At 40.2% G+C, this 22,379-nt stretch carries 22 protein-coding genes and 1 tRNA gene; 10 read left to right on the top strand and 13 right to left on the bottom strand.

The annotated features are described in order from the left end of the window. Window positions 1-23 precede the first annotated feature (23 nt). From D0469_RS14065 to D0469_RS14050, 4 genes are all read right to left on the bottom strand, one after another. The gene (locus D0469_RS14065; RefSeq protein WP_117327374.1) at window positions 24-425 is read right to left on the bottom strand and encodes a cytosolic protein; all 402 of its coding nucleotides are present in this window, start codon (window positions 423-425) and stop codon (window positions 24-26) included. Between the two features lie 85 nt (window positions 426-510). Further along, window positions 511-981 (bottom strand): DinB family protein, encoded by a 471-nt coding sequence (locus D0469_RS14060; RefSeq protein ID WP_117327419.1) that lies wholly within the window; start codon window positions 979-981, stop codon window positions 511-513. 118 nt (window positions 982-1,099) lie between these two features. Continuing rightward, a complete protein-coding gene (locus D0469_RS14055; protein ID WP_117327373.1) occupies window positions 1,100-3,352 on the bottom strand; it encodes an AAA domain-containing protein in 2,253 nt (750 codons plus the stop codon). A gap of 227 nt (window positions 3,353-3,579) precedes the next feature. Beyond that, window positions 3,580-4,431 carry a patatin-like phospholipase family protein gene (locus D0469_RS14050; RefSeq protein WP_117327372.1) on the bottom strand — a complete coding sequence of 284 codons (852 nt, stop codon included), beginning with the start codon at window positions 4,429-4,431 and terminating at the stop codon, window positions 3,580-3,582. Window positions 4,432-4,611: 180 nt separating this feature from the next. On the opposite strand from D0469_RS14050, the gene D0469_RS14045 reads away from it, so the two are divergent. Beyond that, entirely contained in the window at window positions 4,612-5,712 is a 1,101-nt protein-coding gene (locus D0469_RS14045; protein WP_117327371.1) for an AI-2E family transporter, read from the top strand. Between the two features lie 67 nt (window positions 5,713-5,779). Here D0469_RS14045 and D0469_RS14040 read toward each other — a convergent pair whose 3' ends face one another. The 4 genes from D0469_RS14040 to D0469_RS14025 all read right to left on the bottom strand — a co-directional run bounded on the left by D0469_RS14040 (window position 5,780) and on the right by D0469_RS14025 (window position 8,439). Continuing rightward, window positions 5,780-6,229: a YueI family protein gene (locus tag D0469_RS14040; RefSeq protein ID WP_233523062.1), complete on the bottom strand. Its 450-nt coding sequence runs from the start codon at window positions 6,227-6,229 to the stop codon at window positions 5,780-5,782. A 134-nt stretch (window positions 6,230-6,363) separates the two neighbouring features. Continuing rightward, window positions 6,364-6,492 (bottom strand): protein YhfH, encoded by a 129-nt coding sequence (yhfH, locus tag D0469_RS14035; RefSeq protein WP_117327369.1) that lies wholly within the window; start codon window positions 6,490-6,492, stop codon window positions 6,364-6,366. A gap of 397 nt (window positions 6,493-6,889) precedes the next feature. After that, window positions 6,890-7,297, bottom strand: a complete 408-nt coding sequence (locus tag D0469_RS14030) for a hypothetical protein (protein ID WP_233523061.1) — start codon at window positions 7,295-7,297, stop codon at window positions 6,890-6,892. A 239-nt stretch (window positions 7,298-7,536) separates the two neighbouring features. Continuing rightward, on the bottom strand, window positions 7,537-8,439 hold the full coding sequence (locus D0469_RS14025; protein WP_117327418.1) for an AEC family transporter: 903 nt from the start codon (window positions 8,437-8,439) through the stop codon (window positions 7,537-7,539). Between the two features lie 123 nt (window positions 8,440-8,562). Here D0469_RS14025 and D0469_RS14020 point away from each other — a divergent pair, with 123 nt between their 5' ends. Both D0469_RS14020 and D0469_RS21145 read left to right on the top strand, forming a co-directional pair. Further along, window positions 8,563-9,216 (top strand): SDR family oxidoreductase, encoded by a 654-nt coding sequence (locus tag D0469_RS14020; protein ID WP_117327367.1) that lies wholly within the window; start codon window positions 8,563-8,565, stop codon window positions 9,214-9,216. Between the two features lie 65 nt (window positions 9,217-9,281). Continuing rightward, window positions 9,282-9,368 (top strand) — tRNA-OTHER (locus D0469_RS21145). 156 nt (window positions 9,369-9,524) lie between these two features. Here D0469_RS21145 and D0469_RS14010 read toward each other — a convergent pair. The 3 genes from D0469_RS14010 to glpK all read right to left on the bottom strand — a co-directional run bounded on the left by D0469_RS14010 (window position 9,525) and on the right by glpK (window position 13,878). After that, complete coding sequence (locus D0469_RS14010; protein ID WP_233523060.1) at window positions 9,525-10,178, bottom strand: DUF421 domain-containing protein; 654 nt, start codon at window positions 10,176-10,178, stop codon at window positions 9,525-9,527. Window positions 10,179-10,407: 229 nt separating this feature from the next. Further along, on the bottom strand, window positions 10,408-12,057 hold the full coding sequence (locus D0469_RS14005) for a glycerol-3-phosphate dehydrogenase/oxidase (RefSeq protein ID WP_117327365.1): 1,650 nt from the start codon (window positions 12,055-12,057) through the stop codon (window positions 10,408-10,410). A gap of 330 nt (window positions 12,058-12,387) precedes the next feature. Then, window positions 12,388-13,878 carry a glycerol kinase GlpK gene (gene glpK, locus D0469_RS14000; protein WP_117327364.1) on the bottom strand — a complete coding sequence of 497 codons (1,491 nt, stop codon included), beginning with the start codon at window positions 13,876-13,878 and terminating at the stop codon, window positions 12,388-12,390. Window positions 13,879-14,175: 297 nt separating this feature from the next. Between glpK and D0469_RS13995 the strand changes: the two genes are divergently transcribed. Together D0469_RS13995 and psiE are read left to right on the top strand one after the other, a co-directional pair. Next, window positions 14,176-15,234 (top strand): lactonase family protein, encoded by a 1,059-nt coding sequence (locus tag D0469_RS13995; protein ID WP_117327363.1) that lies wholly within the window; start codon window positions 14,176-14,178, stop codon window positions 15,232-15,234. A 134-nt stretch (window positions 15,235-15,368) separates the two neighbouring features. Further along, complete coding sequence (psiE, locus tag D0469_RS13990; RefSeq protein WP_117327362.1) at window positions 15,369-15,794, top strand: phosphate-starvation-inducible protein PsiE; 426 nt, start codon at window positions 15,369-15,371, stop codon at window positions 15,792-15,794. A 48-nt stretch (window positions 15,795-15,842) separates the two neighbouring features. Here the strand turns inward: psiE and D0469_RS13985 are convergent, their stop codons facing one another. After that, on the bottom strand, window positions 15,843-16,565 hold the full coding sequence (locus tag D0469_RS13985; protein WP_117327361.1) for a CBS domain-containing protein: 723 nt from the start codon (window positions 16,563-16,565) through the stop codon (window positions 15,843-15,845). A gap of 698 nt (window positions 16,566-17,263) precedes the next feature. Here D0469_RS13985 and ade point away from each other — a divergent pair. Together ade and D0469_RS20850 are read left to right on the top strand one after the other, a co-directional pair. Next, complete coding sequence (gene ade / locus D0469_RS13975; RefSeq protein ID WP_233523059.1) at window positions 17,264-18,997, top strand: adenine deaminase; 1,734 nt, start codon at window positions 17,264-17,266, stop codon at window positions 18,995-18,997. Between the two features lie 192 nt (window positions 18,998-19,189). After that, window positions 19,190-19,375 (top strand): hypothetical protein, encoded by a 186-nt coding sequence (locus D0469_RS20850; protein ID WP_142919192.1) that lies wholly within the window; start codon window positions 19,190-19,192, stop codon window positions 19,373-19,375. 22 nt (window positions 19,376-19,397) lie between these two features. Here D0469_RS20850 and D0469_RS13970 read toward each other — a convergent pair whose 3' ends face one another. Further along, window positions 19,398-19,988 carry a molybdopterin-dependent oxidoreductase gene (locus D0469_RS13970; protein ID WP_117327359.1) on the bottom strand — a complete coding sequence of 197 codons (591 nt, stop codon included), beginning with the start codon at window positions 19,986-19,988 and terminating at the stop codon, window positions 19,398-19,400. Between the two features lie 175 nt (window positions 19,989-20,163). Between D0469_RS13970 and D0469_RS13965 the strand changes: the two genes are divergently transcribed. The 3 genes from D0469_RS13965 to D0469_RS21140 all read left to right on the top strand — a co-directional run bounded on the left by D0469_RS13965 (window position 20,164) and on the right by D0469_RS21140 (window position 22,379). Further along, window positions 20,164-20,712 (top strand): DL-endopeptidase inhibitor IseA family protein, encoded by a 549-nt coding sequence (locus D0469_RS13965; RefSeq protein WP_117327358.1) that lies wholly within the window; start codon window positions 20,164-20,166, stop codon window positions 20,710-20,712. A gap of 286 nt (window positions 20,713-20,998) precedes the next feature. Continuing rightward, window positions 20,999-22,018: an LLM class flavin-dependent oxidoreductase gene (locus tag D0469_RS13960; RefSeq protein ID WP_117327357.1), complete on the top strand. Its 1,020-nt coding sequence runs from the start codon at window positions 20,999-21,001 to the stop codon at window positions 22,016-22,018. 214 nt (window positions 22,019-22,232) lie between these two features. Next, window positions 22,233-22,379 carry a hypothetical protein gene (locus D0469_RS21140; RefSeq protein ID WP_158553476.1) on the top strand — a complete coding sequence of 49 codons (147 nt, stop codon included), beginning with the start codon at window positions 22,233-22,235 and terminating at the stop codon, window positions 22,377-22,379.

The following is a 22,379-nucleotide window of genomic DNA, read 5'->3' as shown; positions in this document are numbered from 1 at the left end:
TGAATCAAGAGCCGCGAAAAAAGCTATTCTTTAATTGCTTTTCCTGCTTCTGCAATATGGTGCATTAAATGAGCAAGATGGTGAATGGGACCGTATTCTTCTTCCTCTTCATCAGTATCCGCTTCTTCAGCAAACTCCATGTCATTTAGGTAAAGAGCCATAAATTCATAAAAATCCTTCAATTCAAATGAATAACATGCAATTGGGTCCTCATTATCCTCTTCATATTGAAGAACCATGTAAGAAATTTCGCCGTCCTCATCAGCAGCATCGAAGAAGACAAAGAACCCAATATTTGTGTCTAATTCAAATAGGTGTCTTGTTCCGCCTACTGTTGCTTTTTCGAAATCTTCCTCATTCAGTTTTTGAATTGTCATGGAGTCCACGTTATCTTCCTGATGAAAGCTAACAATAAATGAATTCAAAGTCTTCGCCTCCTTATTTAATATACAATATAGTTTTTACCCTATTTATGTAAAATAACCCCTATTTGCCGATTTTGGTTATGTTCTAATTTTTGATTGCTGAATTAGCGATCACACGTTTCATGGCGTGAACTTGCCCTAAATGATATGACTGGTGATAAACGGCCATGTTCGCCAGTTCGCCAAAGGTTTCCAGACCGAGGAACGGTTTTTTCAGTTTTTCGTCTAACCGTTCAAATGGAATGTCTTTAATTCGGATCACCTGTTCTTTCAGCTGTGCAGTCAATTCTTCAATCGAAGGAGCATCACCCTGCCATTCGGATGGTTTTGTCCCGGGTCCAAACAATTCAATATAATTTTCGGGAAGATGGGCAGATTTTTTTGGAAAACCAAACATAAATTGTTCTGTAACAGTCAAAATATGCCCGGCATGCCAGCGAATGTTGTTGTTGAAACCTTCAGGCTGGACATCCAACATTTCTTTTTCAATGCCTTCAAGTGAGCGAACGATAAATATGTTCGTCAATTCAAATTGTTTATACAATAATTCACTCATTGCATTTCCTCCCTTTTTAAAAAATGATGAATCGTTTTTGCAATTTGCTCCTTCATATATATTTAACATCGAAGGATGTAATTCCTGCTAATCTGAAAAAATCTCTATAAGTTAAACTTTAAAGCAGGACTCCAGCAGGCAGCTGGGCAAGAAAATATTCACTTACTGCCATTGAATCGAGCCTGCTTGCGACATATGGCGGCTGTATCCTGCTTGCACATTCGATCGGCAATCCCAGCCAAATCAATCTCCTGTCAATGATCATAAACGGAAAAGGAAAGCTTTCCTGAATCCACTTTTCAGCAACAATGCCATGTATGCTGGTCCCCGAGAGTACCGTCAGCTTCGCATTGTTTCTTCTTGTGGAAAGCATTTTTATCCATAATTCCAGTAATAACTCGGCATTTGGGAGGGAAAGAACAATTGATTCTCTCGCTTCGGCTATATCTTGGGTGGCTTTTTCCAGCTTTCTGGCATGCATCCATTGGAGGCGATGATGCTGGTTTTTTATCCATTTGCCTATTTCACCCATATTCGCTGTCTGTCCCAGGTGTGATTGGTGAGTAACTAGCTGACTTAATGTCTTGCCTTTATAAACTTTATCCTGAATAAATTCACTGTCTGCGACATGAATGAATTTGCCCTTTGTTCTGGTTATCGCAACGTTGATCAGCCTTTCGCTGCCCGGCCCGGTAAGCAGCATACCGGCCCGTGATTGAGGGTAGCTGTCTACTCCATCAAATATCATGACCTCCCGCTCGCTACCTTGAAAACGATGCACGGTTGCGGCCAGTATATCTGCTGTTTCCCTTTCTTTGCTATAAAGATCTTTTAATAGAATCTCCATGAGTTCAGCCTGTGCCCGGTAAGGTGTGGCATAACCGATAGAGCGTGACCCGCCTATACGGGCTTCATGTATCAATTGAAAAGACAGTATCAAATGCCATGGGTTGATTCTGGAACCAGATGATTTTTCAGTCAGACAGTTTTCTCCTGTAAAGGCTGTATCGACAAGCATGGATGCCCTGTCTGGAAAAGGAGCCCGCCCTGCTATTACCTGGCGGCTTGTAAAAACACTTTCGTGGTCGGCGACAAGCCCATGGTAAATATGCCTGTTTGTAAAAGCAGAAATTTCAGGGTGCATTCTTCTTTGTTCGTTCAATAGAAACAGGTGTGGATGAAGCTGGCTGCCTTGTTGCCCGTTAACGACCCCTGCCCGGTGAAAAATGTCCTCTTTAAGCCATTTAGTTACTAAGTCATGGCGGGCAGCTGCAATCGGCGGCAGCTGTTTAAAGTCACCGCAAACAATGATCCTCTTTGCAAGTGAAGCGGCGAATGCAATTTGAGGCACATAGGCCATGCTGGCTTCGTCAACGATGACTAGATCGAATTCATCCGCAAAGACCGCTTCGTCTGTTGCAGCCTTTGCAAGCGTGGTAGCAACTATCTTGGTCTCTTTTAAAAACTCTATTTCTTTTTGACGGATTTTATCTAAGACTCGGGAAATTTTTGTTTCCAGATCAATGAGCTGGTCCGTATCCCTTTTGCTGAATGAACGCGATATATCCTGCTTCAGCAATCGCTTTTCTTCGATTAATTGATTACGTTCCTCAGCGAGCTGAGGGTGATGTTTGACGAGGAGTTGGGCGGTTGTCAGGCCTTCTGAGCCAGAAAGGATTTCTCCGGATTGTGAACCATATCGAAGGATTTCCCCTTCAACAAACATCTTTTTCTTTATCAAAAAGGCAGCAGTTTCAAGTGCTAGAACATCCACTGCCTGATTGCTGTGGGATACTATTAGCACCCGTTCTCCCTTAATGTACTTATTGGCTGCTACTCGAGCGAGCGTGTGTGTTTTTCCTGTACCGGGCGGGCCCCATACATATGTAACCGGATTGTACTTTACCCTTGCAAACAGCTGCTGCAGCTTCGTTTTTCCTGTGGAATCAGGCTGCTTTGCCGGCATGGAAGGATCCATCAGCTTTTTAATTCTAATCCGTTTCTTCTTGCTTTTTCCTGCTTCATTTAATCTTAAAATAAGCTGCTCAAGCAATTCCCATGGGTCATACAGCAAAAAGGCATCCGCAATCAAATCTCCAAGCGATTGAGGTAAAGCGAGAATCACACTGTTTCCTTCAGAGGAAAGGATTCGTCCCTCCACCATCATGCTGCCCCATTCCAAGCGTATCGAAGAACCGAGCGGGATTTTGATAGATGAACTTGTCTCAAAATAATAGTTATAAGAGTCATCGGCTGACAGCAAATGGCCGTTCTTAACTCGGTATTTCGTGCTGCCGTATTTTTTTATATATTGAATTTCGATTTGAAGGGCCTTTTGCCATTCTTTAATTAAACCGATTGTAGATGTCATGCTTCTCTTCCTTTGTTTTAATTAAATCGGTCTCTAATAGTTCATGGAGATAAGCTTAATTTTTGAAAGTAATATTGAAATAAAAAGAATATCCTGGTCATTGAAGTGAAAACTCATTTTTTAAGCGGAAATTATACTAGTATGCACATGCAGGAACTGTTATAAATCCTCACAGAAAAACCCTGTCAAAACAGAATGACAAGGTTTAACATTCATTCTTTCCTTTTTTATAAAAACTCAAGCAATTCAGCATATCTTCTTTCCGCTTCAACATAGCCATGCTGATATAGCTTGTCCAGTTTTGCAGGATTCCGTTCGATCCGCCCAACCTCCAGCTTTTCCATTGGACGGATAATGAACACATTTCCTTTTTCTTCTTGCTCCTCCAGATACCTGACCGTGCTGTTGTATACCTCATGACGGTTCAGGATCGAACGGATTAGTCCTTCATAGTGACCATATTTTCTTTTTATCGCCCAGCTCAACAAAGGTTTTTTCTTAAAATACCCTTCATTTCTAGTTAATATAACAACATTCTTTTGATTGCCGTCCTGTTCCGACTTTTTAATTGGAAGTGGATCTGCTATTCCTCCATCTAGCAAGTACTTTCCGTCATAGCTGATTTCAGGGGCCATAAACGGCAGCGAGCTGGAAGCCCGTAAGATAGTATAGATGTCTTCCTTTTGCTTGTATTGCGCTTTTTCAAAGTACACCGGTTCCCCAGTGAGGCAATCAGTCGTTCCCACCACAAACTTTCTTTCTTCCTTATGAAAAGTTTTCAAATCAAACGGTACCAGTTCATTTGGCAGCTTATCAAAAATAAAATCCATCCCGAACAATTCCCTGCTTCTTAAAAAACGTTTTACTGAGATATATTCCGGATGTGTACTATACTGGATTGTCACTTTATGGTTCCGTCCTATTTGCCTGGAAACGTAGGAAGAGCCCTGGCAAGCTCCAGCTGAAACGCCAATGACATAAGGTATTTGAATGTTTTGTTCCATAAAGAAGTGCAAGACTCCTGCCGTAAAAGCCCCGCGCATCCCTCCGCCTTCTAATACCAAACCTGTATTTTGCATATATAAATCGCCTCTTTTATTTATCATTAAATCTATACGATATTTTACCATAAATGCAAACAATCAAAAATGGGGTTGCCTTACGAGCAGTTTTAGGGAAATATCTTCACACCTTGGAAGTTTACTATAGATAAAAAGAAGGAAAGAAAGAGATAGACGTACATACCTGGAGGTTACAAAGTGTGGATTCATAAGCCGTTTTTTCAATATGCAACAGCTGCTTTACTGGTTGTGATCATTATTTTCTTTTTGGGGAAAATCGATTACTTTCTTTGGCCCTTTCAAAAGACAGTAGCCACTATCTTTTTCCCAATTGTGATTGCGGGCCTATTATATTATTTGGTAAGGCCTATAGTTCGCTTACTTTCAAGGTGGATTCCTAAAACGGGAAGCATCTTCATTGTATTTGCTTTATTTATAGGCATTATTTCAGGAGTGTCCTATTTTTCCGGCAATGCTATAGCTGAGCAGGTTCAAAACCTTACAAAAGTGTTTCCTGAAAAAATGAAGGAAGTTTCCTTGGAATCTGAAAAAGCCATCAAGGAAAGTAAGATCGGCGTGGTAGAAGCAGATAATTTCTCTCAAAAGGCAGAACACTATTTGAATTCACTAGCTGAAAAGATGGTCGGCAATCTGTCGGACATTATTTCTATAATTACAAGTGTAGCCACTGTGTTGGTTATCGTCCCATTTATTCTTTTTTATTTTTTAAAGGATGACCAACGGCTAAAGCCCTTCCTTTTAAAGTATCTTCCAGATGAACATGAAGGTGAAGGAAATGTGATTCTGCATGATGTAGATAAAACATTATCCACCTATATCATTGGGCAGTTCATCATTGCATTGGTAGATGGAGTGTTAATGTATATTGGCTATTTGATCATTGGAATTGATTATGCGATTATTCTGGCATTGTTTGCTATGGTTCTGACAGTTGTTCCGTTCCTTGGACCAATGATGGGGGTAATCCCGGCATTGTTCATCGCACTTCAGCAGGAACCGTTCATGGCAGTAAAGGTGCTGATTGTTTTGGCTATTGTCCAGCAGCTGGAGGGTTATCTCGTTACGCCTCATGTGATGGGGAAACGGCTGAATATCCACCCATTGACCATTATCCTGCTGCTGCTCGTTGCCGGCTCCATTTATGGGTTCCTGGGCATTTTACTTGCGATTCCACTTTATTCTGTTATCAAAACACTAATTAAAAATTTTCGTTTATTTTATCAATTAAGAAAGAGGCGTGAAGAAAGCCCTCCTGTAAGCCTTAATAAAAATAAATAAAAGAACCGCAGCAAGGCTTCTTCTGCGGAAAAGAAAGTGGCAGCCCTAAAATATGAGGCTGCCATCTTCATGATTTAGAAAATACACTTTTTATCTTTTGGAACAACCCTTTTCTGGCCGGCTTTTTTGAAACTGTGCCGGCTGTTGTTTTTCTGCTTATAAAGATTTCCGGTTTATCCACGGCATGATCATAAGCAATCAGCAAGCCGATGTCAGAGTTGTGTTCAGTGTTATTAACAATTGTGTATTTAAGGCCATGCTTATTTGCCGCTTTAATGTATTTGATTTGATAGGAAAAATCAAGATTGCCATTGATTAATATATAAGCCTGCGGATTAGCCTTCATTGCCTGTTCTGCTTCCGGATAAATGTTTTTTTCCATTACTTGAGCCTGAGTCAGAGCAAGCACGACGCGCTCCCGAAGTGTGCCAAGAAACCTCTTCCGTTCTTCCGGCTTGAGCTCTTTTTTACCGTATATCCCTTCTTGCAGATAATCATCAACGTTTTTATTCGGCAATGTACCTCCCCCTTCCCTTTCAACCATTATATATATGTATCATTACCAATGAATGATAAAAAAACAGATTGTTTTTGAATACTGAAAAACAAAAAAGAGCCGGCCCAAATGGGCTCAGCTCCCGTCCATCGCATCTATTCTTCTCTTTTTGAAAGGCAGCGGTCACATTCCATTAAAAAGGATTCGTGATGTTCGTGAAATTTTTCACCACATTCTGGACACTGCTTTTGTGTTTGCATTTTAAATTCATTTGTTTTTTTCATATTACTTCCTCCTTTTGTATAACAATAATTTAATATGACATCTGTTATAATACAGTATAATACGGCTCTTTATAAAAGGAAAGTCCTTTTTTCGGAAAATTTAAATTTAATAAAGATTGTGCTTTGATGAAAACAGGATGTACTCTCAGATCAAAAATTATCTGTTTGGCAAGTAATTATCGAATTCAGCAAGTATTTCCTGGCTTTGAACAGTAAAGCCTTTATCGTGGCAAGTAAATGACTCTCTTTGGACAGTAACCCTTTTTTGGGGGTAATCGAGGCTCCATTAAAAAAAATAAAAAACCTCACCCTATTTTTTCAAAACGGGCAAGGTTTTATGGCGGGAACGTTTTTGTTAGCTTTATAAACTGCAAGACAATCCCTATAATTCGATATCCTAGTTTCTAGCGTCTTCAAACGGGGCAAAGAATATTCCTTTTGGACCCAGCATTTCTGTGTCGCTGGTTCTATCTTCGCCGTTAACTTTATATGAGCCAGCAGGGAAATAATCAAAGCGGCCGCTTTCCACATGAAGCTGGACGAAATATTCCTGCAGCTCATCCAACAGCTGATCGTAGGTCTTTGCATCCTTTACATCTCCAAATTCATCAAGCTCAAAATTTTCTTTTATGTTATCCTCTAATTCTTCATTGCTGGAAATTGCCATATATATGTCAACATCACTGCAGTCTAAACATAGCAGCATCGGTTCTGCCACAAGCTGTTCAAAAGATTTTTCTACCATTTTGTTCAGCATTGCATTTATTTGTTGTTCTTTCACCAGTTTAATGGACGTTTTTAGCATTTTTATACCTCCTGCCTTAATGGAAATAATCATTAGGTTTATTATAGCAGGCTGATATTAAACAACAAACGTTTCGCCTTTGTGTAGGAACAGCAACCGATTATTAGACAAAAATCGCTATAAATTTGTTTTGTTTTACACAGAATGACACTGCTGTTTTGAAATTGTCAGATCCTGCGCTTTCCCGAGAAATATTTCAAAATTTTCAAACACTTTTTATGTCTCTATCATTTTCTTACTTATAGTACAATCCAAAAGACTAGCGGCAAAGTTACTAAACTTAAGACGGTGCTTATAAATGTGGCACTTGATACAAATTCAGCCTCCGTATTAAACTGCAGAGCCAGCATCGTTGTGTTAGCAGCTGTCGGCATTGCAGCTAACACTATCATTATTTGTTTCACCATTTCATCCACTGGCAGCATCATTGTTAATAAAAACGCTATGACAGGAGAAATCGCTAGTCTAATGGTTAAGGAAAGTGATAGCTTCTCTTTGACCAGGTGTTTCACCGAAATATTTGCAAGCTGCATGCCGAGTGTAATCATTATTGTTGGAATGGCAGCATCGGCTACCATGTTAACAGCTTCCATTACTGAGCTTCCCAATGGGATATGGAGGTAATGCAATAGCGTCCCGGCAATACCGCCGTATATAATTGGCATCTTCCAAAGAGCTTGAATGGAAGTTTGAAACCCATTGCTCCCCGGACTCCCCTTTGCAGCAAAATAAATGCCAATTGTACTCATAACCATTTGTTGGAGGACCATGAGCATGATCGCATAATCAAGCCCGGCAGCACCAAATAAAAGGAAGACAACAGGAGTTCCATAATTTCCATTATTCATAAAGGAGGAAGCAAGAATCATTCCGCATGTTTCGGTCACTGAATACTTCCTGAAGAACGAAACCACATAAACCACCAGTATAAGTGAACCACATAAAGCAAAAATATAAACAGCAAGATACAAGTGGCTGAGATCAAACTCAGTATTATAGAAGGTGCGGAATGTCAGAAAAGGAGACATTAAATAGAGAGCCATGGTTGAAATACCTTTAATATCAAACTGGAATTTCTTTTGGCCAATGAATCCCAAAACAAAAACGCCGAAGATCGGCAGCAGAATGCTCAAAAATTCTATCACTGACAGTCACCTTCATTAACTATTTATTCAATACATTAATCAAATTATTGTACATAATCAGTAAAAACACAATATCATTGGTTTGTATACTTTAAAAATAAAAAAAGGACGGTGAAGAAAATGAATATATTGATTGTTGGTGCCAACGGCCAGATTGCGAGGCATCTTATTAAGAAGCTTTCTCAAACAGAGCATATCGTTACCGCAATGCTGCGAAGCGAAGAACAAATGGGTGACATCAAAGAATTGGGGGCAGCCAAAACAGTTCTTGGTGACTTGGAAGGCAATATTGCACACGCTTTTGCAGGAATCGATACTGTGGTCTTTACTGCTGGTTCAGGAGGGCATACAGGTGCTGACAAGACGATGTTAATAGATCTTTGGGGTGCGATTAAGACGATTGATGAAGCCGAAAGGCAGAATATAAAACGTTTTATCATGGTCAGTGCCAAAAATACGGACAATCCTGAAGATGGTCCGTATTCAATGCGGCACTATTACATTGCAAAAAAGCTGGCAGATGATCATTTGAGGCGTTCTAAGCTAAATTATACAATTATTCGTCCAGGAAGATTAGTAAATGAACCGGAAACCGGCCAGGTTCTGATTCAGGAAAAAATAACAGAAAGCAATGAGAACAGCATCACCCGTGAAGATGTTGCCGGTGTGATTGTCAAAGCCCTTAGCCGTGAAGATTTACAGGGAAAAACTTTTGAGTTATTAAACGGGTCTGACTCAATCCGCAGTGCATTGGACCAATTTGTCCGGGATTAGTTAACGAATTTATGTTTATGTAATTCTTAGGTATATTTTTCTCTAACCAGCAAAAACTGTATATAGGGCTTGTAGCTCAAAGAACAGAGCAACCGGCAGTTTGCCAGAAAAACTGCATGTGTTTTTTGCGGGTTTAAGTCCCGCCAAGTCCTTTTGCCCTTCTATAAATTGAAAACGCCAGCCTGGATGCTGGCATTTTTGTTTTATTAGAGTTAGAAAATACCCTTCATAATAAGTACAGATGTCTAGCTCCAGCGTACGTGACAATCTTAAGCGTACTTCCTTAAGACAGGGAGCTTGAACTTTTCTTATATGCAATGCTCAAATTTTTTAATAAAAAATCCTTCAGGTATCGACCACTCAGCATAATAAATATCTTTAATATCACTGATTCCTTCTTTCGATAGGCCATTCATGAGCCAATCTGTATCTTTACCGGCAATTTCAAGATTGTGTTCCAATATACGGCCTTCATCTACCAATAGGATGGACGGTTCTTCTGTCTCCTCTTGGTCTTTATATTTCATGACACTTATCTCACCGCTCGTTTCCAGAAATACATATTTTACGGACTTTAATGAAAAAATATCTTTTTGGCGGAGCATACCTCTTAGCTCTTCCAGTTCAAGATTTGCTCTTTCAAGCTCTTTAATACTAACCTTTCCATCGTTTATTAATATCTGGCTGCTTCCTTTTAAAGGGCGCCTTAATTTATCAAATCGTTGCGTAAGTTTTTCAACTGAATAAATCAGCACACCCCAGACTGCTATCGAAAAGAGCATTTGCGGAATTGTATGATCCTGATGGTAAATGGTTTCTTCAACGGTTCCTCCAAGAATCAAAGCATAAACAAAATCAAAAGGTGTGACCTGGGACATATGTTTTTTACCTAACAGTCTAGTCACAAAAACAAGGGCAACAAGCCCGATAAGTAATTTAAAAAATATTGTTGGATAAATCATAAAGTGCCAAAGACCTCCTAATCTTCTCTCTTGTTCATACTTCCCGCCTTTTGAACATTAGAAACTAAAAATCAAGATGTTAAGAGGAATTAAAGGGTCATTTTTTCCCCATGGTTACAGTTCTAAATCATTATTTTCTAGGATGATGCTTATTTTTTGTGCCGATTTGATTTCCATGTCAAAAACTGAAGTTAATTTTTATTTTTCCAACTGCTTTATTATAAGAAACTCATTTTCCCCCCAATTTTGTTGCGTTGATTATTTCCGCATCCAATTCAGCAGCCCTGTACTCTTTTATTTTTTCGCTCCAATGAAAATATTCTGCAAAATAATTGATCACAGCCATTTTGTATTTTTGAACTGCTTCTATATCAAATAACAGTGCTCCCGTCCTTCTAAAAAAGAAATCCAGTGGAGTTGCCGCCATTTCATAGTCTAGTGCGTATTGCAGTTGTGCAAATAGTTTCAAAGGCAATACATGTCTATTCCGTTCACTTTGTGAAATATTATACAAAAGATGTGCGTTGGAACCGTACATGCGGATGATTTGTTCTGATTCCATTGAAGATAATCCAGCCTTAACACCGTTCTTAATTTGCTCTTTGATGAATTCTGGAAAATTCGCGGAGCCGCCGACCTCACCGCCGGAAATCGGCATATTCCTGGTATTGCTTTTTGGGTAGGAGCGATTCGTTTCACTTGCAAGTTGGTTGATAACCAGATCTACTACGGTTTCTGCCATTTTGCGATAGCCGGTCAATTTTCCGCCAGCAATGGTTACAAGCCCGGTTACCGACTCCCAAATTTCATCTTTGCGTGATATCTCGGAAGGGTTCTTCCCTTCTTCATAAATAAGCGGCCGCACCCCAGCCCAGCTTGATTCGATATCATTTGGGGCAATAGCAGCTTCTGGAAACATATAATGAATGGCTTCCAGTAAATAATCCCGTTCGGCCGCTGTCATGGCTGGGATGGCAGGATCACCATCATAAAAAGTATCAGTTGTTCCGACATATGCTTTGCCATTCCTTGGAATAGCAAAGATCATGCGGCCATCAGGGGTATCAAAATAAACGGCCTGCCTGAGCGGGAACCTCGACTGATCGATCACAATGTGCACACCTTTCGATAACTTCAGTGTTTTACCAGTTTTTGAATCATCTTTCTCCCTGATAAAGTCAACCCAAGCACCCGCAGCATTGATTATCTTCCTGCCAAAGATATTAAACTTAGTTCCCGATAGCAAATCTTCAGCCTGCACACCTGCAGCTTTTCCGTTTTGATAAAGAAGTTTTTCAACCTTGGTGTAATTTAGAGGAATTGCACCTTTGTTAACTGCAGCTTTCATTACTTCTATTGTTAAGCGGGCGTCATCTGTTCGGTATTCAACGTAGAGTCCCCCTCCTTTAAGTCCTGATTTTTTCAATAGTGGTTCACGTAAAAGAGTTTCAGCGGCATCCAGCATTCTCCTTCGTTCGCTCCTTTTCACTCCTGCCAGAAAATCATAAACTCGAAGGCCCATAGATGTACTAAACTTGCCAAACGTTCCGCCTTTGTGTAACGGTAGAAGCATCCATTCCGGAGTGGTAACATGTGGCCCGTTTTCAAAAACAATTGCTCTTTCCTTCCCCACTTCTGCGACCAATTTGACCTCTAACTGTTTTAAGTAACGAAGACCGCCATGTACTAGTTTGGTAGACCGGCTGGATGTACCTGAAGCAAAATCCTGCATTTCCACCAGTGCTACTTTCAATCCTCTGCTTGCAGCATCAAGTGCGATACCGGCACCTGTAATCCCGCCGCCAATAACGACTACATCAAACTTTTCCTTTTTTAAATGTTCAATTTGTTCGTTTCGGAATTTATTTGAAAATCGCATAAGGGTCTCCTCCTTTTGCTGTGACATCTGTCTATAATTGGTGTACCCAAAAGCTGTATCTCTCCAACATATGGCTTGTAAAAGAAAAATGAGACCATCAAAGAACAAGATCAGTGCATTGATAGTGCTTTTATGGTCTCTGATTTTTTCAGTTCTAGTTCTTAGCTGCGACTATAGTAACCATAACATTCGCTATAAAGCAAAAATATCAATTCCGGGCTGATAAAAATAATTCACTGAAAACGGACCACAATTCCGTGGAAATCATATTAATTCTTCTTTTTCCGTGTATCCCATAAATCTGCTAAGGTTTCGATATATAATATTTAACTATTTAAAGGCCATAGCAGCGTGGATTGCTTTTTTCCAGCCTTCATATAACTTTCCGCTTTCCTGTTCTTGCATTAAAGGGGTAAATGTTTTGTCAATGGCCCACTGGAGTGCAATTTCTTCCTGGTTCTTCCAGTAACCAACCGCGAGACCTGCTAAATAGGCGGCTCCCAATGCGGTTGTTTCGTTAATGATTGGCCTTTCAACAGGCACTCGTAATAGGTCGCTTTGAAATTGCATTAAAAATTCGTTCTTTACCGCACCTCCATCAACTCTTAGTGTTTGCAGACCGATTTCGGAATCGGCTTCCATCGCATCAAGAACATCCTTAGTCTGATATGCCAAAGATTCCAGGGTAGCCCGTATAAAATGTTCTTTTGAAGTGCCGCGGGTCAAGCCAAACACAGCCCCACGCACTTCGCTATCCCAATAGGGTGTACCCAATCCAACGAAGGCCGGCACCACATAAACTCCATCTGTACTTTCAACTCTTTTAGCATAGACTTCACTGTCTTTGGCATGTTTTAGCATTCTGAGACCATCGCGCAGCCATTGAATGGCCGATCCAGCTACAAAAATACTTCCTTCGAGGGCATATTCTACTTTTCCGTTTAAGCCCCAGGCAACGGTCGTAAGCAAGCCGTGCTCAGAATGGACAGCCTTTTCACCGGTGTTCATCAGCATAAAGCAGCCAGTACCGTATGTGTTTTTCGCCATTCCTTTACTAAAACACGCCTGACCGAATAGTGCTGCCTGCTGATCTCCCGCTGCACCTGCTATTGGGACCGCCTGTCCGAAGAAATGATACTCGATTGTATGGGCATATATTTCAGAAGAAGGCCGGACCTCTGGCAGCATGGATTTTGGAACAGTCAAAAGCTCCAGCAGCTCATCATCCCAAGTTTGGTCATAAATATTAAACATTAGTGTCCGTGATGCATTGGAGTAGTCTGTTACATGTGCTTTGCCGCCAGAAAGTTTCCAAATGAGCCACGTATCAATTGTTCCAAATAAAAGTTTGCCTTCCTCCGCCTTTTCCCGGGCACCATGGACATTATCCAGGATCCATTTTACTTTTGTTCCGGAAAAATAGGCATCTATTAACAAGCCTGTTTTCCCGCGAAACAGGTCGTTGTATCCTTTTTCCTTTAAGTCTTTACAAATTTTTGATGTCTGCCTGGATTGCCAAACTATTGCATTATAGACTGGTATTCCTGTTTCTTTATCCCATACAACGGTTGTTTCTCGTTGGTTTGTAATCCCAATTCCGGCTATTTGTATAGGCCTGACGCCAGATTCCGATAAAAGACCCGCAATAACTGCAAGAATCGAACCCCATATTTCATTTGCATTATGTTCTACCCAGCCTGGCTTGGGAAAATGCTGTGTGAATTCCTTTTGTGCTGTATGGATAATTTCCCCTTTATTGTTAAATAAAATTGCCCTTGAACTGGTTGTTCCTTGATCCAAGGATAAAATATATTTTTCCATTCGTTTCTCCCCTTATAAAGATTATGTAAAGGTAATAAGGTTCTTTTTCAAAAATTAATGGTTTCCATATTCTCATACCATTAATATCATTCTTACCCACAAAACAGACCAAAATCACAAAGAGTCTAAGCAGCTGTCTTGAAAGCTTGTTGAAAAAGTATTAATGCTAATGGTTTTATCAGCCAGTTTAAGTCTAACGCCAACGCAGGCTTCAAGTATTAAAGACACAAAAAGAGACAGTTTTCTTGGATTCAAACGGCAGTATGGTAAAATGTATGCATCATACACAAGGAGGTTATCTCATTGCCGAAAAAATACATAGGATATATCGGAACGTATACAAAGGGTGATAGCAAAGGAATTTATTCTTTTACCCTCGATGCGGAAAAAGGTGAACTACAAGAAGTTAAAGCTGCTGCAGAGCTCGAAAATCCTACATATGTAACAATCAGCAAAGATAATAAATTTTTATATTCAGTGGCAAAAAACGGAGAAAATGGAGGTATAGCTTCTTATACCATTAACAGCGCAAATGGGGATCTGAAAGCTGTTAATCAGCATTTTACGATGGGCGCTTCACCTTGCCATGTGAGCATTAATAAGGATAACAGCATGGCAGTTACAGCAAATTATCACAGAGGAACAATTGAATCTTATGCTGTGAACAGTGAGAATGGTACGATTTTTTCCGCTGTTTCGGTTAAAGAACATACAGGTTCAGGTCCAAATGCTGAGAGGCAGGAAAAACCTCATGCTCATTATTCAGGCTTTACTCCAGATGAAAAATTTGTGGCTGCAATTGATTTAGGCATAGATAAGCTCATTACATATAAAGTAGCAGGGCATTCGTTACACGAAGCAAATTCGTTTACCTTTACTCCTGGGAGCGGGCCTAGGCATCTGGTGTTTCATCCTAATGGGAAATTCGCGTACGTCATGACAGAGCTAAGCTCTGAGGTTATCGGGCTGGAATATGATCAGGAAAATGGGACCTTTTCTGAATTGCAGTATATATCAGCGATTCCTGATGATTTTACCAAAAATAACCAAGGAAGTGCGATTCATATATCTTCAGATGGCCGATATATATATGCGGCAAATCGGGGGCACGACAGCATAGCACTATTTCATGTCAATCAAGATAATGGAAAGCTTTCTTTTGTAGAACATACTTCAACTGAAGGAGCATGGCCAAGAGATTTTGTACTTGATCCATCCGAGGAATTCCTTGTTGCCTCAAATCAGGAAACAAGCAATATCGTGTTGTTTAAAAGAGACAGGGAGTCAGGGAAGCTAACTCTGCTCCAATCAAATGTATCTGTTCCATTCCCTGTTTGTGTTAAATTTTTGAAGTAATAAACCGAAAAACGCTTGAATCTGCCTTGATTTAGGATTCAGGCGTTTTACATAATTGGTGGTTCATATTTACATTGAGTTTATTTAAAAGAGGTATAATATCTCTGTCAAGTTTGCCCCCGAGGAGGAGTTAAATGGTACGTGAAAACAAAAAAAAGAAGCTGAACCAGCAAATTTCGGTTTCCCTTCAATTTATCTTAAATACTGCTTTGGTTTGCCTTGGAATAACTTTATCAGTGTTGCTTGGCAAGGAAATTGTCTATTTTATTTATGTATCCATCATGCAGCCAGGAGTAGATTCCCACTATGAGCTTCTTGAGCGAATCTTAATCTTTTTCCTATACTTTGAATTTATTGCCATGATCGTTAAATATTTTCAGGAAGATTATCATTTTCCTATCCGCTATTTTCTTTATATCGGTATTACCGCCATGATTCGTTTAATCATTGTTTACCATAATAACCCTGTAAACACCCTTTTATATACCTTAGCCATTCTAATACTGATCCTCAGTTACTATGTTATGAATTCTGTCACAGCAAGGAAAGGGAAGATGTAAGTTTCCTTGTTCTTAAGGAGCTTCCTCCCTGCTGTACTGGGAATACCACTAGTCACTAAATTCAACCTCCAGCATATCCCGTGATGTAATGATACCGTTAGGCTGTTCAGATGGTGAGCCATTTTTTGTTATCAGCACCCCCTCAATCTTTTTGTTTTTGATATAAAATTCTTCAAAGATATCTTCAACCTCAAAGATGGTGCTATTTTGCGATACAAAGAGAATGTTAGGCTTATATTTATTATTATAAAGGTCTTTTACTCTGACAGCGTTAATTGTCAATTTTTCATCTGAGAAGTTGTCCGCAAGATACTGCACAATCTTAGTGGACGTTAACAGCCAGGAATACTCCCCCTTTTTATTGTATATTGGAAATTTTGTATGAGCATGCTTTTTAATAATCCTCAGTACATCTGACAAATAATCCTCTTCCTGAAAGAAATACACAGGTTTTGTAGCTACTGATAAGGCTGATTGCGGTTTTTCAAATTCATCTGCTATTTTTTCAATCTTCTTTACAATATCCTCATGTGGTTCCGCGATGTAATATCCTTCCTCTATTTTTTCGTGTACAAGCGCATTTCTCAGCTTGGCGAATTGGCAAAGATCCGGCTCATAGTAGCGAATAAATGCATGGCTTTTTCCTTTATTAACAAGTTCGATAAATTTATCTGTTCGTGCATTCTTTATGGTTTGCATTAGTGCTTTGTGAATTCTATTAAATGCAGTTTCAAATCGTTCGGACTGACTTGTTTGTGTATTTACTGTCATAAAATCTCTCCTAATTAACTTAGTTACATTTACTATCCTTATTCCCCTTTTTGGGATTTTGAAAACGGCAGGTTGGTTTTTAACTTTTATGGTAGTTTATCTGACAATAGACTTGTGAGAAATTTTTCTCTACGTTACCATGTTACAAATCTAACCATTAAACTTTAATTCGTTGAATCAAATGTTTTAAATAAGCCAAGAGGTGAATGATAAGATAGCGTTTTTATGAAAATGCCATTCGACTGGCATACTAAAATTATCCTGACAAATGGCGGGGGACCCTTTGAAGCCATTGTGGTGAAGATGGCAAGATTATTGGAGCGGGATAAATGAAGCTTCAAATGATACAACTGCACATACGGAAGTCCAGGCAATTAATGCCTGGAGATCCCTTGGACATTATCAGCTGACAGATTGTGAAATTTATTCTAGTCCTGAACCATGGCCAATATGCATTGGTTCTTTATAATGGGCCTGGCTAAAGGCAGTTTATTATGCTTGCACAAAAGAAGATGAAGCCGACATCGGCTTTTACTTATGAAGAAATTGCGCGGCCTAATCGATCAGCGTTCGATGACATCAAAGATTTTATTGGAAATCATGATCAATCCTTTAAAGCCGGGCATTTACCAAGTAAAAAAGTATTGTATTGACACAAGCAAACATAAAAAATGGTAAGCAGGTGAATGAGATTGATAATGGAACGACGTATTAAAGTAGCTTCCGGCGGGGAACCTGCCGATTGTGTAATCAAAAACGGAAAAATAATAGATGTTTTTAATGGTGAAATCATTGAAGAAGATCTTGCGATAGCAGACGGCTTTATTGCCGGTATCGGGCATTATGAAGGATTAAAAGTCATCGATGCAAAAGGAAAATTCATCTCCCCTGCTTTTATTGATGGCCATGTCCATATCGAATCATCCATGATAACTCCATCAGAGCTGGCAAAGGTTCTGCTTATGCATGGTGTAACGGCGATCATAGCTGATCCCCATGAAATCGCAAATGTCATTGGGACAGCAGGAATCCAATATATGTTGGATTCCACTGAAAATCTGCCGTTTGATTTCTACTTTATGCTCCCATCATGTGTTCCAGCAACACCGTTTGAGAACGCTGGGGCAAGTCTTGAGATGGAGGATCTGGAACCGTTTCTAAGTCATCCGCGGGTTTTGGGGCTGGCGGAGGTGATGAACGCTCCTGCGGTTATGAATGTTGACCCCTCCATGATGAAAAAAATTTGCGGAACGCACAAGGCCAGAAAAAAAGTAGATGGCCATGCTGCGGGATTAAAAACCCGGGAGCTAAATGCCTATATGTCCGCCGGAATCAGGACAGACCATGAAGCAACTACCCTGGAGGAAGCAAAGGAAAGGATTCAAAAGGGCATGTACTTGTTGGTCCGGGAAGGAACGGTTGCAAGGGACCTGAAAAATATTATTGGTGCTGTAACAGAGAAAAACTCCCGCCGCTGTGTTTTTGTGACAGATGACAAGCATTTGGACGATCTCCTCCATGAAGGAAGCATAGATTTTAATGTGCGGGTAGCTATAACTGAAGGAATAGAACCCATAACCGCAATCCAAATGGCTTCACTCAATACCGCTGAATGCTTTGGACTTGAACACTTGGGAGCCGTTGCCCCAGGGTATAAAGCGGACTTGCTATTTCTGGATGATCTTAAATCAGTAAGTATTGCTCAAGTATTTAAAAACGGAAAGCTTATCGTTGATAATGGTAAGGTGGCTGAAATTGATGTTCTGCCCACCTATAGGCAGGCACCATTCCTTGCAGGTACTGTACAATTTCAAGAATTTTCTAAGGAGCAGCTGCAAATCAAATTAAACTCCAATTTGGCCAATATTATTCAAGTAGTTCCAAACAGTCTTTTGACCAAACATGTGATTGAAGAAACGAAAACGGATGAGGCTGGGTACTTTCAAGCCTGCATTCAGAAAGATCATCTTAAACTTGCGGTGATTGAGCGTCACCATATGACTGGAAATATAGGTCTGGGAATCGTTAAAGGTTTTGCCCTCAAATCAGGTGCAATAGCAAGCTCGATTGCACATGACTCCCATAATTTAATCATTGCCGGCACGAATGATGAAGATATGATTACCGCTGCCCTTAAATTAAGAGAAATTAAAGGCGGGATTGTTGTCATTCAAAACGGACAAACGATCTCCTCTTTGCAACTTCCGATTGCAGGGATTATGTCGGATCTTTCGTACGACCAAGTCTATGAGCAATTAGGCTTGTTAACTGCATCCCTTGAGGTGATCGGAGCAAACACTCACTTTAACCCTTTTTTAACCCTTTCCTTTTTGGCTTTGCCTGTTATCCCGGAATTGAAAATAACTGATATGGGACTTTTTGATGTTACAAGGTTTACTCATATAGGAATTGATGAAGATGTGGAATGTTAAAAAGCTTGGAATAAGAGCTTCACTCTTCCAGGGTTTTTGAAAAAGATATTAAAATTTGTTACAGGTACACGTATCTAGCTTCAGCGCCCAGCAACTTTTTTTACGGAGTAAAATAAAGCCACGACGCACAGGACTTGCTAAATGCTTACGTTGCCACAGGACGTGGCGATCTAAGAGTCGGCCTCGAATGTTGTGACCAAGTGCTGTTACAACCCTGGACATAAGCCAATCGCTTCGGAAGGCAAAAATCGCCTTTCTGTCAGCGCTTGGCTTATGCTTGCCGGACTTGCACAGGGCAAGGAACGCTTCGTCATCGATACATCGCACGAAACAAAGCGGCAGCTTTGTGATGATGTGCTGGCGTCGACGTTCCTTTAACAGGGTGCTTTCGCTTTTCTGATTACCGATACCGTTCCTCTTTATATGGATTAGCTGTCATTGAATAGCCGAGCTCCTCCCAGAAACCAGCCTCATCGTGCTTCATAAAACGGATCCCAGAAACCCACTTGGTTCCCTTCCATAAGTAGAAGGATGCAGGCGGGATAAAGCGTAGCGGATAGCCATGCTTAGGAGATATTTCTTCCCAATCTCGATCTTTATCCATCCATCGATAAACGAATAAGGAGTCATCCCCTAACAGCTCAGCAAGCGGCAGGTTTGCCGAATAACCAAACCTGTCTCCGTCCAAGTAACCGTAAATTTTCACATGGGATACATCTTCCTCAAGTTCTATCAATTTCAAAAATTCTTTTAAAGCAATGCCTTCAAAGGATGTATCAAACTTAGACCATGTGGTCACGCAATGCATATCAAATGTAGTTATCGTTTTTGGCAGCGTCATAACCTCAGTAAATGATAATGTTGTTTCCTTTTTGACCGCTCCGAAAAGCCTGAAGCTCCACTCTTCCTCCTTAAATTGATAAACATCTCCCTGATGAAGAATAGGCCAGCTTTCTGTCTCGAATTGTCCCGGTGGCAGCTGCTTTGTCATTCCTTTCAAATCCCTTCTTGATTATGCTCTTTTCATCATACTGTTTTGTCCAAGGGAAATGCAAAAAATCCAGACTTAGCAGGTTTGTAGCATTGGTAATATTTTTCTTAGGATATGTAACTTTGATCACACTCAAGCGTCTACTTAGTGAAACCAATTAAGGAGGATTTTTTCTATGAAAAAATTAATTTCTATTCTGTTTGCTGCTATTGTGTTGTTTGCTTTTAATATCGGAGCTTCTGCTCATACAGCAAACGGCAGTTTAACTTCTGCAAATGCAGCTAAATTATCAAGTTCTGCCCGCGACCATTTTCAAAGCTTTGTACTTGGCTACAATGTTAAGGCTAAAGATTCAAAATGTAAGGTATCCCAATTTACGCTTAAGGGTGTTAAATATCAGTATTATTGCAGTGAGTTCAATACAAAGGCAAAGTTAACCAAATATATGAATGAAGTATTTACGTTAAATGCTATTAAAAAAGGTATGAAGAAATATAAAATCATCGAGTACAAAGGCAAGCTGGCTTTTGCCATAAATGATTCAGCCACAAGCTTTATTGATTGGAATAAAGCTAAGGGAAAGCTTCTGTACCAAAGAAAAGATGTTAAACTATATGAGTTTACAATACCTGAAGTAACAGAAAATAAACTGGAAAAACGAAAAGTCACCTTCGTAAACGTTAAAGGTAAATGGTTAATCAATCAGGTAGATGCTGCTATATAAAAAACGAGAACCAGGCGATCCAGTTTGCCTGGTTCTCGTTTTTTATATCCGCCACTATTTCATGAGCGTTATGGTTTGATTCATCAATTAAAATTGATAAAATATCGAAGAAGCTTATTGCATTCATACATTAATGAAAAACCACAGGGTATAATATAACGATTTCAAAGTCAGGTTGCAGTCATCTAAGCCAGTTTATAAGCATTGGCCCTGGCTGTCCACCCGATGGATAAGATCGTGTACCTGCCGAGACGCAATGAACTCAATCGTGTAGGAGGCTGATTTCATGTCAAATGAAACAAACAGTAAACAATTAAGTGATATTCAACTATCGGTGCTTGACCTGGCACCAATCATAGTAGGAGGATCGGCTTCGGTTGCATTAAAAAACACTCTAGATCTGGCCCGTCACGCAGAAAAATGGGGCTATAACCGATACTGGCTGGCGGAACACCACAATATGACGGGAATTGCCAGTTCAGCAACGTCTGTTGTCATTGGCCATGTTGCAGGCGGTACATCTTCAATAAGGGTTGGCTCAGGCGGAATCATGCTTCCGAACCACGCACCCTTGGTGATTGCTGAGCAATTTGGGACACTTGAATCCCTCTTCCCTGGACGAATCGATCTTGGTCTAGGAAGGGCACCAGGAACAGACCAGCTGACTGCCCATGCATTAAGAAGAGATCGCAGAAGTGATGGATCAGATTTTCCCGAGCAGGTTGATGAACTGCGAAATTATTTTCATTCAAAAGGCAGTATGCCTGTCCGTGCTGTCCCAGGTGAAGGATTAAATATTCCAATTTGGCTGCTGGGATCAAGCGGATTCAGTGCACAGCTGGCTGGACGCCTGGGCCTTCCATTTTCGTTTGCAAGTCATTTTTCACCTGATAATACTTTGCCTGCACTTGAGCTTTACCGCAGAAATTTCACTCCTTCTGATGTGCTGGAAAAGCCATATGCAATGGTCGGCGTGAATGTGATTGCAGCAGAAACCGAAGAAAAAGCACAAAGGCTTGCTACCTCAATGCAGCAGCAATTTTTATATTTAATCAGGAACAATCCTGGTCAATTACGGCCGCCAGTAGACAATATGGATGAGCTGTGGACTCCGTACGAAAAAGCGGCCCTCCAACAGCAGCTCGGGTCTTCCATTATTGGAAGTCCTGAAACAGTCAAGCACAAATTACAGGTGTTTCTAGATAAGACACAGGCTGATGAGATGATTATCAATGCACAAATTTATGATCACGCTGACCGCCTTCGTTCATACGAAATAGTCGCTGAAATTGCGGGAAAAAAATAAAATGAAATTACATTTATTAGGAAAACTTGGTTTAATCATGTCTGCTGCGGGTATATAAAAAATGAAAGACAATACAATTTTGAAGGAGGTCGTTATATTCAAATGTTAACTGCCACTTCACCTTTTGTTTTAGATGCTTAAGGTAGTATATTGGATGCATGCCCATGAAAATGGCACATACTATTCCAATGCTACAAAGGAGGGACTGGGAACTATGCGTTTTACAGCGACTTCAAGACATGTATTGGACCAGCAGCAGAAAAAATTTGTGTGGATTACAAAAAAATCCCCTGCTGACAGAAGGTTCATTTGGAGCAATGACAGGCTTGGAGAAAATTTACCAACTGACATGTATTTCTAA

The sequence above is a fragment of the Peribacillus saganii genome (assembly GCF_003429095.1).
Taxonomy (GTDB): domain Bacteria; phylum Bacillota; class Bacilli; order Bacillales; family DSM-1321; genus Peribacillus; species Peribacillus saganii.
Note: the sequence above shows the minus strand (reverse complement) of the source record. Positions and strands in the feature narration are given on the sequence as shown.

Bases quoted from the DNA above. Each gene is read 5' to 3' on its own strand.
- D0469_RS14030 (WP_233523061.1), bottom strand. From the start codon at position 7,297: ATGCTAAAAACGTCCATTAAACTGGTGAAAGAACAACAAATAAATGCA.
- D0469_RS13960 (WP_117327357.1), top strand. From the start codon at position 20,999: ATGTCAAATGAAACAAACAGTAAACAATTAAGTGATATTCAACTATCG.
- yhfH (WP_117327369.1), bottom strand. From the start codon at position 6,492: ATGAAAAAAACAAATGAATTTAAAATGCAAACACAAAAGCAGTGTCCA.
- D0469_RS13970 (WP_117327359.1), bottom strand. From the start codon at position 19,988: ATGACAAAGCAGCTGCCACCGGGACAATTCGAGACAGAAAGCTGGCCT.
- D0469_RS14005 (WP_117327365.1), bottom strand. From the start codon at position 12,057: ATGCGATTTTCAAATAAATTCCGAAACGAACAAATTGAACATTTAAAA.
- glpK (WP_117327364.1), bottom strand. From the start codon at position 13,878: ATGGAAAAATATATTTTATCCTTGGATCAAGGAACAACCAGTTCAAGG.
- psiE (WP_117327362.1), top strand. From the start codon at position 15,369: ATGGTACGTGAAAACAAAAAAAAGAAGCTGAACCAGCAAATTTCGGTT.
- D0469_RS13985 (WP_117327361.1), bottom strand. From the start codon at position 16,565: ATGACAGTAAATACACAAACAAGTCAGTCCGAACGATTTGAAACTGCA.
- D0469_RS14010 (WP_233523060.1), bottom strand. From the start codon at position 10,178: ATGATTTATCCAACAATATTTTTTAAATTACTTATCGGGCTTGTTGCC.
- D0469_RS14060 (WP_117327419.1), bottom strand. From the start codon at position 981: ATGAGTGAATTATTGTATAAACAATTTGAATTGACGAACATATTTATC.
- D0469_RS21140 (WP_158553476.1), top strand. From the start codon at position 22,233: ATGCGTTTTACAGCGACTTCAAGACATGTATTGGACCAGCAGCAGAAA.
- D0469_RS14055 (WP_117327373.1), bottom strand. From the start codon at position 3,352: ATGACATCTACAATCGGTTTAATTAAAGAATGGCAAAAGGCCCTTCAA.
- ade (WP_233523059.1), top strand. From the start codon at position 17,264: ATGGAACGACGTATTAAAGTAGCTTCCGGCGGGGAACCTGCCGATTGT.
- D0469_RS14050 (WP_117327372.1), bottom strand. From the start codon at position 4,431: ATGCAAAATACAGGTTTGGTATTAGAAGGCGGAGGGATGCGCGGGGCT.
- D0469_RS13965 (WP_117327358.1), top strand. From the start codon at position 20,164: ATGAAAAAATTAATTTCTATTCTGTTTGCTGCTATTGTGTTGTTTGCT.
- D0469_RS14020 (WP_117327367.1), top strand. From the start codon at position 8,563: ATGAATATATTGATTGTTGGTGCCAACGGCCAGATTGCGAGGCATCTT.